Origin of the sequence: Pseudoalteromonas luteoviolacea NCIMB 1944, assembly GCF_001625565.1 — a bacterium.
Classification (GTDB): domain Bacteria; phylum Pseudomonadota; class Gammaproteobacteria; order Enterobacterales; family Alteromonadaceae; genus Pseudoalteromonas; species Pseudoalteromonas luteoviolacea_F.
The window spans coordinates 92,590-106,621 of record NZ_AUXS01000097.1; the positions used below are offsets into that span (position 1 = coordinate 92,590).

12 protein-coding genes are annotated in these 14,032 nt (G+C 42.7%); 5 read left to right on the forward strand and 7 right to left on the reverse strand.

The genetic code is table 11. The features are described from left to right. Positions 1-71: 71 nt before the first annotated feature. The 3 genes from N483_RS25465 to N483_RS25475 form a co-directional block, all read right to left on the reverse strand. Positions 72-1,727, reverse strand: a complete 1,656-nt coding sequence (locus tag N483_RS25465; RefSeq protein ID WP_023400362.1) for an alpha-keto acid decarboxylase family protein — start codon at positions 1,725-1,727, stop codon at positions 72-74. 38 nt (positions 1,728-1,765) lie between these two features. Next, positions 1,766-2,596: a Zn-dependent hydrolase gene (locus N483_RS25470; RefSeq protein WP_023400363.1), complete on the reverse strand. Its 831-nt coding sequence runs from the start codon at positions 2,594-2,596 to the stop codon at positions 1,766-1,768. 348 nt (positions 2,597-2,944) lie between these two features. Next, on the reverse strand, positions 2,945-4,381 hold the full coding sequence (locus N483_RS25475) for a glycoside hydrolase family 15 protein (protein WP_023400364.1): 1,437 nt from the start codon (positions 4,379-4,381) through the stop codon (positions 2,945-2,947). Positions 4,382-4,814: 433 nt separating this feature from the next. On the opposite strand from N483_RS25475, the gene N483_RS25480 reads away from it, so the two are divergent. The 5 genes from N483_RS25480 to N483_RS25500 are packed head-to-tail and all read left to right on the forward strand — an operon-like array spanning position 4,815 to position 10,416. Next, positions 4,815-6,737 carry a GMC family oxidoreductase gene (locus N483_RS25480; RefSeq protein ID WP_023400365.1) on the forward strand — a complete coding sequence of 641 codons (1,923 nt, stop codon included), beginning with the start codon at positions 4,815-4,817 and terminating at the stop codon, positions 6,735-6,737. Then, positions 6,734-7,888 carry a ferritin-like domain-containing protein gene (locus N483_RS25485; protein WP_023400366.1) on the forward strand — a complete coding sequence of 385 codons (1,155 nt, stop codon included), beginning with the start codon at positions 6,734-6,736 and terminating at the stop codon, positions 7,886-7,888. The genes N483_RS25480 and N483_RS25485 overlap by 4 nt, the downstream gene beginning before the upstream one ends. Then, entirely contained in the window at positions 7,885-8,388 is a 504-nt protein-coding gene (locus tag N483_RS25490; protein ID WP_023400367.1) for a D-sorbitol dehydrogenase, read from the forward strand. The genes N483_RS25485 and N483_RS25490 overlap by 4 nt, the downstream gene beginning before the upstream one ends. A gap of 59 nt (positions 8,389-8,447) precedes the next feature. Continuing rightward, complete coding sequence (gene iolE / locus N483_RS25495; RefSeq protein WP_023400368.1) at positions 8,448-9,365, forward strand: myo-inosose-2 dehydratase; 918 nt, start codon at positions 8,448-8,450, stop codon at positions 9,363-9,365. Between the two features lie 16 nt (positions 9,366-9,381). Next, the gene (locus N483_RS25500) at positions 9,382-10,416 is read left to right on the forward strand and encodes a sugar phosphate isomerase/epimerase family protein (protein WP_023400369.1); all 1,035 of its coding nucleotides are present in this window, start codon (positions 9,382-9,384) and stop codon (positions 10,414-10,416) included. Between the two features lie 71 nt (positions 10,417-10,487). Here the strand turns inward: N483_RS25500 and N483_RS25505 are convergent, their stop codons facing one another. The 4 genes from N483_RS25505 to N483_RS25520 all read right to left on the reverse strand — a co-directional run bounded on the left by N483_RS25505 (position 10,488) and on the right by N483_RS25520 (position 14,023). Continuing rightward, positions 10,488-10,670: a hypothetical protein gene (locus N483_RS25505; protein WP_155250782.1), complete on the reverse strand. Its 183-nt coding sequence runs from the start codon at positions 10,668-10,670 to the stop codon at positions 10,488-10,490. Between the two features lie 271 nt (positions 10,671-10,941). Then, entirely contained in the window at positions 10,942-11,961 is a 1,020-nt protein-coding gene (locus N483_RS25510; RefSeq protein ID WP_023400371.1) for a fibrinogen-like YCDxxxxGGGW domain-containing protein, read from the reverse strand. 153 nt (positions 11,962-12,114) lie between these two features. Beyond that, positions 12,115-12,909: a substrate-binding periplasmic protein gene (locus N483_RS25515; RefSeq protein ID WP_063383412.1), complete on the reverse strand. Its 795-nt coding sequence runs from the start codon at positions 12,907-12,909 to the stop codon at positions 12,115-12,117. A gap of 592 nt (positions 12,910-13,501) precedes the next feature. Further along, positions 13,502-14,023, reverse strand: a complete 522-nt coding sequence (locus N483_RS25520; RefSeq protein WP_023400374.1) for a hypothetical protein — start codon at positions 14,021-14,023, stop codon at positions 13,502-13,504. Between the last annotated feature and the right edge of the window lie 9 nt (positions 14,024-14,032).

Here is a 14,032-nt window from a genome sequence, read left to right on the forward strand (position 1 = left end):
GACAAAAAACCAGCTTTTCGCTGGTTTTTTCATATACTAATTGCACTTAAAAAATGACCGGGCATTCACACTTATTTTTTCTTCCACTTTGCGTTATCAGGCAAAGATTTAGGCGGCACTTTGACTTGAATTAACGAAGGACTATCTAAGTTCTCAAGCGCACCTAGAATTGCGTTATTGAGTTCTTCATAGGTGTTGACAGTCCAGCCCTTGCATCCAAATACATCTGCGAGCTTGCAATAGTCCCACTGGTGCAAAATACATGATTCAAAAAATGGCTGATCACTTGAGAAAATCTCTGCATCGTACAGCCATTGTTCAACGCCATATACGCCATTATCCATGACAAATATAATGGGGTTGAGCTTAAACCTTGTTTGTGTTGAGAGACATTGTGGTGTCATTTGAAAGCCACCATCCCCTGAGAAAACAAATACACGCTGGTGGTCTTGTTTGGCAAGACTCATGCCCGTTGCAGCAGGCCCAATATAGCCAATAGACGAATACGTTGGCTGCGCGACAAACCCTCTAGGAGTGCCAACTTTTAAAAGCAGGCTACCAAAAAAGTTTAAGCTGGCGTCACTACCGATCAACACATTGTCATTTATGTACTCTTTATCTTGGATATAGTCGTAAAAACCCTGATATGTGATGGAGCCACTCAGGCTTTCGCAGATATTTGGTACATCGCTGGGAATAGCACACGATGGTAAGTTACTCAAAGGTTGCTGGCTGAGCGCCTCAATAAAATTGGCCAGTGGTACTTGGGGTTCAAAATAAGTACCTAGCTTGACAGTGTCCCAAGCTACCAAGGCTGTTTTGTCGTAGTTGACGGTTTGGCCAAGAGAGTTGATATCCGAAAGCCATACACCTAGCCCCAAAATAAAGTCGGATTCTTCTACTAGCTCTTGAGTGATAGCTGATGAAGCCTGACCGTCGAAAACACCAGCAAAAAGTGGGTCATTTTCTGAAAATACGGCTTTGCTGATAAGTTCGGTTACATAGGGAAGGTTCAGTTTCCTGATTAATGCATTTGCTTGATCATGAAGCCCCATTCGATCTACTTCAGCACCAAGCCATACAATTGGCCGTTTGGCCCCCACCAGTGATTGCTGAATTTTATCAACGGCTTTGTCAACGTTCTCTTGCAGTGGGATCGGCGTAAGTGGTGCGAGTTTGCCGACAGGAGCTGTACAAGGTTGTTCGACCATGTCTTCTAGCAGTTCAATATAGGCAGGCCTTTTTTGCGAGATACATTCAGTTAAGGCATAGTCAATTAACCTAGGTGCCAACTCTGGGTTATCTAATTTTATCGCGGCGGCCGTGATATTTTTGTAGATATTTAAATCTGTTTCACCATCTATCATATGGTGATATGTAAATCCCGTTTGCTGCGCGGTCAGGCGCTTCTGAATACTAGGTGCTCCATTAATAACGACCACAGGTATGCGTTCTGCGTATGAGGCGGCAACTGCATTGACAGCACTTAAGGTACCCGCTGAATACGTAAAGCACATGGCACCGATGCCTTTTAATCTGGCATAGCCGTCAGCAGCGTACCCTGCGTTTAGTTCGTTGACCTCTTCGACTAATTCGATACTACTAGGTTCAATATGTTTGTTGATCCACTCAATTGTGTAATCACCCGCGATAGAGAATAAGTGGCCGAGTCCAAGCTCTTCAAGCCGTTGAGTTAAATATTGTCCTACTGTGTATTGTGTATCCATGCTGATCCACCTATAAAATGAGTTAACATCAAGCTTTGTTAGTATTCACTAGCACCGTCAAACAATCTGGGTAAGTAAATATCGAAAATGGCAGGGCATTGCCGTGTTGGGAATTTATGCAGCATAAACTCCTTAAATGCTTCATTTTTAAGCCCATCAGCAATTGCTTGCTTGGCGGCAATGAGGTACTTAAGGTTTTCGGTGACTTCTTTTTTGTCTGCAGGAGCGCCGTGACCGGGCAAAAACAAATCGTAATCTGAGAGCAGCATATCTTCATACTGCTCCATCCAGTGGTCGAGGTATTTAGTCAGGTATAAATGTGTGCCGCTATAAATTAGATCTTGTGCAATGAATACACCTAAATCAGGTAACTTTAAGGTAATACCATAATCAATTTCAGTATCTATGATCCGTTCAATTACATATTTAACCCCATCGATAATTTCCACACCTGGATACACGGCATGTTGTGGGATCACAACCTTCTCAGGTGCTAAGTCACCTAATTTCCCCATGTGATCCTCTCGAGACTCCTCTCCGTGTTCTTTGAGGAACTCAATGGTTTCTGGCAATGTGTAAATTTCTACATCCGAAAAAGCGTCGCCAAGGCCAAACCAATGATCTGGATGGCGATGAGATAAATACAGTCTTTCAATAGGCTTTTTTAAGCTATCAGCATAATCGCGGAATTTTTTCGCATACGGGCTTAAAAACTGACCATCAATGAGCACCAGTACATTTTCGCTCTCTATGATATGTGTGGCATTGGCGATGTTGTCGCCTTCGTACGAAGAGATAAAAGTATGGATTTTCACCTGACCAGATTGTTTAACGACAATCTTAATGGGGTTAGTGATCGGTATGTTCATGGCATTTACTCGCTGTAAAAGATAAAAGTGACAAAACACCATTGCCCGGTGCTTTGCGCCAGCTGAAATAGTGAAGCAGTGGTATGTTTCAGACTAAAACTGTCTGAGGTAATTGATCTGCCAAAGGGGATTGCTGTGGTATTGGAGTTGACTGAATTAGCTTTTTCACAAGGGCGACAACACGAGCTCTTGTGCAGTATTTCGAGTGACTGAGTTGTATTCATTGCAACGTCCATTTTAAGTTTCTACCACGTCCTAAAAGCATTTTTAGCGATGCTTTTTGGCAAAATACGTCTTGATTAAGTGTTTAAACGACCACCAGTTGAGCACTGGTGGCTGTCGGTCAGTTCAAATCTTCAGGGCATTTCGTAAATCAATGGCAATGGCAACCGAAACATAACTCCAAGTTAAGTGCTCGGCACTGGTCATAAACCCATCGTAGCGACTGAATTGCTCGGATAAAGAGGTCTCTTCGCCAGCATGGATTTGTATTCGTCTCAGGTATGCATCACCCAATGCTTTTAAGCCGGCAATAATTGTCTTGAAGGTCTTGGTGCGGCTGCTAAAACATTCGCCTGTTTCAAGCTTGCAGTCTGTATCAACAAGTTTGACCGCAAGTGCTAACTGGCCGATATTGTATTTGTTGATTTCAATATTTTTCTGCTCTGTGAATAAGGCCGCGGCTTTGTAACAAATACTGCTTAGCGAGGCGGTGCACAAAAACCAAGGGTTGCCTTGCCCAAGCGGTGCACTGCCTGCATATTTGTCCTCAGGGTAACGACCAATTCCCGGTGCAATCGGATCTCCTGAAGTGGTGGTTTCAAGCGCATTTATTGAATAAAGAGGATCAAATGCTTGATGGAGTGCGTATGCAGTTGCCAGTACTTTATCTTCGTGTGGGTTAATAAAAGGGTGAGAATCAGACAGTGCTTGGCAAATACCTAAGGTCGTTGCGACATCAAGATTAGACGCTTTATAGTCCAAGCCACCAACACGATTTAAAGTTGTTAAATAATGACTTTTTTCTTCGCTCCAAAAATCGTCCATTGCGCTTTCAATGAGCGAAGCTTGTCGATTGTAGTAATCGGCAGCGCCTGGGTCATTGAGTATATTGGCAAGGTCGGCGCCTTCTCGTAAGGCAGTTCGCTGTAGCATTCGAGTATAGAAGTGTGTTCCGTCAACTTCTTCCCATAAGTCGAAACAAGGGTCTTGCCAGTGATTAGCAACAAAGTCTAAATCTGCTTTGATAATGCTAAATGAGGGTTCTTTGGAATCGTACAGGGTACCAGTTACGTAGTCTTTTTCACCATTTTTTAGCAGGATGTTTGCCCAGCGTGTAATGGTGAGTGCACGTTGTGCTGGCCCATCATTTTGCGGTCTGCCCCACGGCCCATTAAACGCTTGTCCAGTGACGTAAAACTTGGGCTCGCCGAGGCTATTACTGACAGTTGGAGTGGTTTGGTTGATCTTTGTAAACTCAACATAATCAATCATCATGTCATAGTATTTGTCTTTAAAGTTTCTATGGTCCAACCCATTTAGTTTTGCAATTTCGCTCATGGTACGGGCAGCATCTCTAACCCAATGGTAGTAATAGTTAGGATTAGTACGCGAAGGGGAGGCCAAAACAGCACCGCGCTCTCCATCGTCAGGTGAAATATTCGAGATCATTCTCTCCAAAACATGTTGTCGGGCTGTTTTCGACCACTTATCAAGGGGCTGAGCATCAATAGATGTGAGGTATTCTTGCTCTGTTTTGAGCAACGTATTCGTTTGAGTTGTCATAAGTGTTCCAAGAATAAGTCAGTTTACTGTCTCGGAATGTCGGTGTGAGAATTCAAACATACAACCTAGTTCATTCACTAACTGTCTCACATTAGCAATCCGTTGTAGTCGCACTGAGTGCATCAGAAAGTATATACACAAAAAATTGCCGGTCGCTTAAATATTTTGATTTTTTTAACAAGTTATTAATTTAATAAGAAAAACACGAATGTTTCAAAAAGGGCTTTGGATACCTAAGTTTGATTTTGAGCTTTTGCACTTAAATGGTGTTTTTATCTACATATTTACTTATTTTAGAGACCTGTTTCTGCAATTTAGACATGATCAGCTTGATGTTTTTTATTTTTTAATTGCATTTATTTTTTATCTGCTACACTGAATTTTAGCTTAAATGTTAATGCTGTTGTTAATGGAATAGGACGGGGACGCTTGAATGAGTGAAGCAAATTCAACAATAGAGCAAATAACACCTGAGCAGGCAGTTCAAAACTCAAACCATGGTAAATATGATGCAGTGATCATCGGCTCAGGGATAAGCGGTGCAATTGCCGCCAAAGAACTTACCGCCAAAGGCTTTCAAGTTTTAGTGCTTGAAGCTGCACCGGCAAAAAGCCTAAGTTATGACGGCTTTAAGCAGTATCTCTCAAATTATTATGCCAATGCCTCAAAAGATAATAATGCGCCGTACCCGGCAAACCCGAATGCACCGATGCCTAGATCGACAGATGTCAGCAAGCTCTATTTGGGGCAGACTAATTCAAAGGGCTATATGGTGCAAAGCGGACCATTAGCGCTCGACAGCACATATACGCGGGTTACTGGCGGCACAACGATGCACTGGGAGGCCAAGATCCTGCGCATGTTACCAGATGATTTCGCTATTAAAACCAAGTATGGCGTAGGACTAGATTGGCCAATTAAGTATGACGATTTAATGCCCTATTACCGTATGGCTGAGCGTGAAATAGGTGTGTCGGCCAACGTGGAAGAGCAGGGGTTTTACGGTATTAAGTATGAAAAAGGCTACGTATATCCGATGTACGGGTTACCGCCATCTTACCTAGATCAGGTGGTAGCAAAGGGCATTGATGGTGCAGAGTTTGAGCTGTTTGGGGAGACTCACACGGTAAAAGTTAGACCCTTTCCACAAGGTCGAAATGGCATTCCAAATGAGCGCTATCAAAGTGGTTCAGGGTTTACGCCTGTCGGCGCAGTTGGCGCGGTGCAAGTTGAACAAGGAGGTCGTTGCCAAGGGAATAACAATTGTGTTCCTATTTGCCCGGTTCAAGCTAAGTATGATGCACGTAAAACATTATTTGATGCGGCAAAAACAGGCAAAATGGATTTTTTGCCCCAAGCAGTCGCCAGTAAGGTGGTCGTAAGAAAGCATGACAACAAAATAAGCCACATTGAGTTTAAACATTATACAAAAACAAGTTCACCTGAGCACACGCTTGGTCAGGTTTGTGCAAAAACTTTTATCTTAGCGACCAATGCGGTGGAAAATGCACGACTGATGTTGGCTTCAGGCCTGCCCAGTTCAAGTGGATTGATGGGGAAAAATTTAATGGACCATACCTATCTACTTGCTTGGGGGTTGCTGCCAGAAGCCGCCGGTACTATGCGAGGTACGAAGTGTACTTCAGGTATCGCAGATTTCAGATATGGTGAAAGCCGCGCTAAACAAGCCCCATTTGGTGTCGACATTCACAATGACGGCTGGGGCTGGGCAACAGGTTCACCTTTCTCTGACATCGAAACCTTGGTCGATACGCAAAATAAATTTGGCAAGGAGCTTCGTCAAAGTACCGTTGACAGAATATCCAATCAGTTATTGTTTGCCTATATGGTTGAGCAAGCAGCAGATGAAAGTAATCGGATCACAGTCGATCCAGAATACAAAGATGCGCTCGGTAATATGCGGCCCATCGTTAACTACAATTTGTCTGATTATTCAAAGGCAGGCATTGCATATGCACGTGAAACTTCAAAAGTATTCTTTCAGCGCTTAGGTGCACAGGATTTTTCTAGTTATTCATTACTTGACTATGGTTCCTTTCAATATCAAGGAGAGAGCTATTACTTCCGAGGCGGCAATCATTTTTCAGGTACACATGTTATGGGGACAAGCTCGGCAAATTCAGTTGTGAATGAGCACCAGCAATCTTGGGATCACAGTAATTTATATCTTATCGGTTCTGGCAGTATGCCCAGCATTGGCACGTCAAATACCACACTAACGCTCGCAGCGCTGTGCTTCAAAACGATGGAATATATAGTTGCGGAACTAGGCAGTTATCAAGTGGATGTGGTGTCTGATACGACGTTTAAAACTGTGAAAGGAGCCAGTCAATGAGCGAGCGCATAGTAAACACAATCGAAGATTTATACCAAATGCTTGATGCTGCTATTCAATTAGAGCATGCGACAATACCACCTTATTTGACCGCGCTTTACAGTATTTACCCAGAGACAAACATAGAAGCAGCTGCGACCATTCGCGCAGTGCTTGTTGAAGAAATGCTGCACATGACGCTGTCCGCTAATGTGCTAAATGCACTTGGACGGCATCCCAATTTACTCAGCGACGGGTTTGTTCCGGCGTTTCCAACCTATTTGCCTGATGGCGAACGCGACTTCCAAGTTTCGATTAGCTGTTTCTCAGCTGACACGCTAGAGACGTTTTTGAAAATTGAGCGGCCGGGGATGCTTCAGCAAAACACGCAAAGTGGGGGACCTAAAGGGTGTGTTACCAGAGCGGACCACAGCAAATTTAACCTCGATGCAATTAAGCCACTGAAGTCTTCGACATATAGTTTTTACAGTATTGGTGACTTTTATGATGCCATCATAGAAGGCATAAAGTTTTTAGAAGCACAGGCCAATGAATGCGGAGAAACCATATTTATTGGAGATCCCAAGTTTCAAGTATCTAACAAATACTATTACTCAGGTGGGGGCAGTGTCGTTGAAGTCACGGATAAAGCTTCAGCTATCAGAGCCCTAGAGCTGGTTATCGAGCAAGGTGAAGGGCTGTCAAAAGAGATTTTTGACTCTGAAGGAGAGATCTCCCACTACTACCGATTTGAACAACTCAAATTCGGTCGCTATTACCAACTTGGGGATGAACCGGGCAAGCCGACAGGGCCTAAGTTTGATGTGGACTATGACAAGGTCTATCCAATAAAGTCGAATCCTAAGCTAGCTGATTTACCTGACAATTCAGCATTATTAAAGGCAGCACAAGACTTCAATCAAAATTATAGAAAGTTTTTGGTGACTATTAATGCAGCGTTTAGCGGTCAGCAAAACCTATTGCTCGGCGCAGTATGTGGCATGTTTAAATTAAAAGAGTATGCCAGTCAATTGATCCGCAACCCGATACCAACTAATCCGCAATTGCACGCCGGCCCCACTTTTGAAATTGAAGAGGGCAGGGTAGGCAGTACCAGCAGATCGCAAACAGTAACTCAGGGAAATCATGAGCGTAAGGAAGCCGTGCAATGAATAATCAACAGCACCAAGTTAATCAATTTACGGAATTATCGGGCGCGCTGACAGACTTCAATACATTTGCGTTGCATGGTACGGGTCAAGTGCAAAATTACTTCCAAACACTCAACGATATTGTCGGCAAGGATATCGTTGAACAATTACTAAATGTATTTGAAGTTGTTTATAAGAGTGCGTGTGACGAACAGATGTTTAACACGAGCATTAGAAAGCAAATTTTGGGTGATGTGAAGTTGGGTCCGATTGCGCGCAACATCATTAAACTTTGGTATACGGGAACTTGGTATCAGTTGCCTCATGTTTGGCGTGAAAGCTTTGGTAAAAGTGAGCATGACGTTACTTTTTTCGTTAGTTCGGCAGCGTACACAGAAGGGTTATTGTGGCAGGCCATAGATGCTAATCCATCAGGTGCCAAGGGGCCAGGGTATGGTTCGTGGAGTGACGCGCCCAGGATCAACTTCGACAATAGCTGGCAGTTTGTAAGGCAGCACTAGTTTAAATCTGCATAAATGTAAGTGCTTACTTCGTTTATGTCATCAACAGGATGTGTAAAATGAGCAGACAAACAATGTTTCCAAAGGGTGCGGTAAAGTTTGGTATTACTCCAACTGGGTGGGTCAATGACGATTTTTTAGATATCGATATCGGCATCCCATTTGAGCAAATCGTCAGTGAGATGGCGCTGGCGGGGTTTGAAGGATGTAGTCGAGGGCATAAGTATCCAAGCGATACTGCTACCTTAAAGCGTGCGCTAGATATGCGCGGATTGGTAATATCAGAGCCGTGGGTAAGCACTTACTTCACTATAAATGATATGAAAGAGCAGACGTTTAAGAGTTTTGAGCAAGAAATTCAGTTTTTAAAAGAAATGCAAAGTGGTGATTTGGTATTGGCTGAACTTGGCGGCTCATCTCATCAGCAGCCTATTGCTTTGGTCCCTAATGCGCCCAAATTCAGTGATGAGCATTGGCGTAAGTTGGCCGACGGCCTAAATGAGTTAGGCCATAAAGCCAATTGTCATGGTGTCAAAATGTGTTATCACCACCACATGGGAACAGGCGTAATGACAATGGATGAAATAGCGCGCTTTGCTGAGCTCACAGACCCTGACTGTGTTCATTTTTGTTTGGATACAGGTCACTTGTTTTTTGCAGGTGGCGACAATTTAGAGTTTATTAGGCTTTATGGTGATCGGATCAGGCATGTCCATTTGAAAAATATTCGCAAAGAGGTAATGGATTACAGCTTAGCGAACGACTTGTCATTTAAAGAAGCGATTTTAAAAGGTGTATTCACAGTACCAGGGGATCCTGCAGGTTGTTTGGATTTTAAAGAAATCCTGCAAGCGCTTGCTGATAAACAGTTTGAAGGTTGGCTCATTGTTGAGGCAGAGCAGAACCCTGCTGTTGCAACTCCGCTGCTGTATGCACAAATGGCACGTAAATACCTCGAGGAAGTGACGGGTCTTTGAACAAAGGGGTGAGCAAATGCAGCACAACACAGATATGTACTTCAGCTTCTTTATGTTTGGTTCAAACTTCTCAATAGAAGATGATGCATTTTTAGATCAAGCCATGACACACATTCGTAGGTTGGTTGAAATGGGTTACACGGGGTTTGAGTTTCACCCTGGCCGTGAAGATACGACTGCTTATGCATTCTCGACTTATGAAGCGGAACTCAATGCCTATAAAGCGTTTAGAAAACGCATGGACGAAGAGGGGTTCGCTCATATTAAAGTTGCAACAAATGTGGGGGCAACGACACAGTGCGATCCGAGTTCTGCGGATCCAGCAGTACGTCGTGCCGGAATTGAATACCTGAAATCTCGTGTCGACATAACAGCCGCACTCGGTGGTGAAATCATGATGGGACCCATGGTTATCCCCTATGGTGGATTTGTTTTTAAAGCGCCTAATGGTGAAGCAGTATGGAGTGATGACCTGCAAGATGAATTGGCTGTGCGTTATAAAACGGCACAACAGAGCTTTACTGAATTAGGCCAATATGCATCTTCAAAAGGGGTAAAGTTGGCAATTGAACCGATAAGTCATTGGGAGACGCCCGGGCCTAATAAATTGGCCCAATTGATCTCTTTCTTAGATGGAATTGATGATCCGACAGTAGGTGTGGTGCTTGATAGCGCCCAAGAGACTTTAGATGGAGATGGCCCAGAGGTGTTTGCACAGCAAATTAACTATATTGCCGATCAAGGTCGCCTGCACTATGCGCAAGCGTCTCCACCAGATAGAGGTGATTTGGTAACTTGCTGGTTGCCATGGGAAGAGATGTTTACTCCTATTTTATCGCGATTTAATGGTCCCATTGCAGTAGAGATTTTTAATGCTGTAGGTGCATTTGATCAAGGACTTCGATTGACTAGACGAAAGTTTTGGATACCTGAAGTTGATCAGCCTAATCAATACCCGGATGCCTATCAAATCGCAAAACAAGCATTTGATTTTACGCAAAGTAAGCTAGAGAATATCCGCAAAAAATTGAATTTAAATCAGTGTAAATAAGATCGCTCAGGCTTTAAGTTTATTTGCCAATTAGTAGAAGTGACAATTTACGTCACTTCTTTTTTATCGACTTAACAAAAGTCTCTTGTCGGTTTCGTTGGTGGAATGGTACAGCAGTCATCGACCGATAGCGTAATGCACATGGTGGCTGAAGCGCCGCCTCCTACAGCAGGTGTGTTAGCTTGTGCTAAACCTTTGTCTTTAAGTGATAGTGTTTTTAACTTAGATTTTTTAAGTTTTATATTCTTCATCATATAACTCCTTTATGAATGTCAGCCACAATGCTGAGAATCAAAATTACCATAAAATTTTAAATTTAGAATAAATTATCCCTATGTTTACGTGGGAAATACTGTTTTATTTGATTTGAAGCATAAAATAGCGTTTTGGGGAGCGAATTCAGAAGTGGAAAAGGTATTGTTATATGTCCAAATTGTATTAGCGAAATGAATGAGCGAGAGTAAGCGACGCCCGCGATGGGGCGGCGCAAGGTTGGGCGACGCAGATAGCGTCAAACCCACTGTGTTATCTCATCCAAAGTAGTGCCCATTGAGACCCATTGGGTTCTTTGCCGTAACTACAAATCGAGGATCCTGAGGAGTGTGGTTTATAGGTGCCTCGTGCAACCCAACAATATGGTGCAAGAATATCACCTTGCCAACCTACGGTAGAGTCGGCGACGTTGCCACCCAGGTAAGCCGTGCCAACACATCCCTCATAAACGGTTGCACCAGGTTCCAATGATGTTGTACAGCTTGGTTTATCAGAGTTTTTAGGCATTTTTTCAACACGATCTGACGCGCCCCAGTTGTAACGAACCAGTTCTAGTTCTCTTGCTGTAAAGTTCTGGCCATAGACGCTGTAGCCATCCGTGCAATTTGTTGTTGAGCAACTAACTTGCTCTTTTGCGTCAGAGAAAACGCTCAAGTCACCTTTATAAAGCCACAGTTTTGTTACATTGTTTGGGTCGGTTTCAGGAGTATTACCATACTCTTCAATGCGGTGTATGCCACCTGGCTGTAGGCGTGGATAGCTACCAACTAGCGTCCATCCGCCACCATCTCTGGTCATATCACAATACACACTTAACTTTTCACCAGTATAAGTACTTATCTCATAAACACCATCACCTTGACTAAGTCCTGCATCAAGGATATCTCGACAACTTGTCACAGTATTTGGTTGTAGTGCAGTTAAGGTCCAGTCACCTTTGCTGCCATTTGCGGCAAACCAAGTTCCACTATAAGTCCCTTGAGCATCTACATTACCTAAAAAGTACTGAGTATTTGAAGGCACTTTATTTGATAGTTTGAAATCAATAATATTGCCGCCTTGCGCGGTTTTTCCTGATAGGAATTGAGCACTAGTATGCGCCATAAAATGGGATTTATCCCCTAACAATGTGACCTCTTGCGTTGAGCCTGATTCAATAACACCGTTATGTATGTTATCAGTTGTGAGAACATAATTGCCCTCAATTGTCTGATTGGCAAAAACAAAGTGGCTTGCTAACAAGGAAGTTACAGAGAGTACGAGTAATTTCATATTTGTCCTTTAGGAATGACTGGTGTTAAAAATGGAGTCGGGCGGTGTACGACCACTTTCTGCTTTAACCATAATGATCTGCTGTGGCTTTTGTTCTGTACCGCAGTCTCATTTTTGAATGATATATTACTTATCTAGAAATTAATTAATAATCTATCTTTTGTGCTCTTTTTCAGCTTGCATGTTTTTTTTCGCGGAAAACTCGCCCTCCAGCATACGTTGCCACTGTTTTTGCAATTCACCCGAGTTTTTTAACTTTTTTAAGCCTCGATTAAAACTATCTTTGGTTGCTGTACTGCCCTCTCTTACCTTTGGAAAAAGGATGTGTGCTTGGTATTCTAGAAAAGGTTTGGGGTGAACTTGAATTTTGCTAGCCTGTTGTTGAGAAAAGTGTTGCTTGAGTAATGTTTGCATCGCTATTTCACTAAGTACGACCAAATCAACGCGTTCGTTAAGTAGCATATTTAAACTGAGTTGATCATTGCTCACCATTATGACATCCAAATCATCTTGAACAATGGCTTGATGGAACTCGGGGACATATTCATAACCGAGTATTGCGCCAATACGGTATGGTTGTAAGTCTCGAATTGTCTGCCATTTAGGGAGAGGTGTCTCTTTTCTAAAATAAAGTTTTAGTGTGCCTTGATAAACATGATCGCTGCAGTAGAAGTCTTGTTGATATTGCGGTTCACAAACCCAATAAGATGCCATTTCAAATTGTCCCAGCTTTGCGGATTGAAAACTTCGTTTCCAAGGTAAGTATACAAACTCAACCTGTATTCCCTGTGTAGCCATAGCAAGACGAATAATGTGATTGACGAACCCGTCGTCGATTAATTGGTTGCCAGTAAATGGAGGGTAGTTGCCAGTTGCAACGCGAAGGGGTTTATCGCTTGATATAACCTGAAAAGACAAAAAAACCAATAAAACATAGCGTTTGAACATAAGGGTAGCTCAAAAAATAACCTTTATATATCTATGCAAGTTTAGTTCATAACTATGATGTGAAGATCATAAGCTAATTATAAACAAGTCAAATGTTGTGATTAAAAAATCGTCTTAATCAGCACACTGCTAATTGTGGAGGTAATTTAAGTTTATGAAAAATATCTTCTTTTATATTTATAAAACTATGATGTATGTTTTCTACGGACATACCTCTCGTACTTGGAGGTTGGGAAAGAAGACAGGAAATTGGACCACGTTATGCAATGTAGTGTCATCCCATGAGAGAGGTTAAGAAAGTTAACCACAGCCTATTAACAAAATCTGTGGATAGAAATGGCTCTTTTGGTGCGAAGTGCATCGTTCTATCGAAGAGCGTTAATTCATTAATTTCATTTTTTTCAGGTTGTTGAGCACGCTAAGGCGTTTTTTCGTCATAAACAATGGATATCGGCTTTTCGGTCGGGTTTGGATTGTGGCGAGGTAGAGTTTTAGCTTTATTTCTGTTTTCTAGGTCGACCTTATTGAAACAATGGTTCAATCAGGTAAGTGTTTAAAGTAGAGCATGCACTGGCATGCTCTACTATCAGTGCTAGTTAATGAGCCAAGATTGGCCTTGCTGACTGGCGTCTAGTTCCCAGCTATACACTAAAGGCTCTTTTGTTGTGCTGTAAAACCAAATTTCCGCTTTAAGTTTTTGCTCAGCATGAGGCAATTGGATCTGAGCTGAAAAGCCTGAGCTATCGAGTGGGGCACGTAAAAAGCAGTTGTCTGCATTGGTAATGCTCTCTCCTTGTTTGCAGATATTAACAAATGCACGCTCACTAACTAAATTTTCGCCTAAGGTGACCTGTAACGATACATTGCTTCTAAAGTCAAACGATTGGTCAACTTCCATACTACCGATCCCCTCTACCTGACTAGTTTCACTTGTATTGTCGCTAGCTTGTGCATTTTCCGGTATAGCTGTGTCGCCATTTGCTTTTGTCGGTGTGGAAGTTACAGTATTCGAAGCGACTGATGCACTAGAGTTGCTTTGTCCGTCTGCGCCACCAGAACCGCCGCCACATGCAGTTAATGTAAAAGTCATTAAAGTGATGATGAACTTGTTCATGGTTTACTC

Bases quoted from the DNA above. Each gene is read 5' to 3' on its own strand.
- N483_RS25465 (WP_023400362.1), bottom strand. From the start codon at position 1,727: ATGGATACACAATACACAGTAGGACAATATTTAACTCAACGGCTTGAA.
- N483_RS25470 (WP_023400363.1), bottom strand. From the start codon at position 2,596: ATGAACATACCGATCACTAACCCCATTAAGATTGTCGTTAAACAATCT.
- N483_RS25475 (WP_023400364.1), bottom strand. From the start codon at position 4,381: ATGACAACTCAAACGAATACGTTGCTCAAAACAGAGCAAGAATACCTC.
- N483_RS25480 (WP_023400365.1), top strand. From the start codon at position 4,815: ATGAGTGAAGCAAATTCAACAATAGAGCAAATAACACCTGAGCAGGCA.
- N483_RS25485 (WP_023400366.1), top strand. From the start codon at position 6,734: ATGAGCGAGCGCATAGTAAACACAATCGAAGATTTATACCAAATGCTT.
- N483_RS25490 (WP_023400367.1), top strand. From the start codon at position 7,885: ATGAATAATCAACAGCACCAAGTTAATCAATTTACGGAATTATCGGGC.
- iolE (WP_023400368.1), top strand. From the start codon at position 8,448: ATGAGCAGACAAACAATGTTTCCAAAGGGTGCGGTAAAGTTTGGTATT.
- N483_RS25500 (WP_023400369.1), top strand. From the start codon at position 9,382: ATGCAGCACAACACAGATATGTACTTCAGCTTCTTTATGTTTGGTTCA.
- N483_RS25505 (WP_155250782.1), bottom strand. From the start codon at position 10,670: ATGATGAAGAATATAAAACTTAAAAAATCTAAGTTAAAAACACTATCA.
- N483_RS25510 (WP_023400371.1), bottom strand. From the start codon at position 11,961: ATGAAATTACTCGTACTCTCTGTAACTTCCTTGTTAGCAAGCCACTTT.
- N483_RS25515 (WP_063383412.1), bottom strand. From the start codon at position 12,909: ATGTTCAAACGCTATGTTTTATTGGTTTTTTTGTCTTTTCAGGTTATA.
- N483_RS25520 (WP_023400374.1), bottom strand. From the start codon at position 14,023: ATGAACAAGTTCATCATCACTTTAATGACTTTTACATTAACTGCATGT.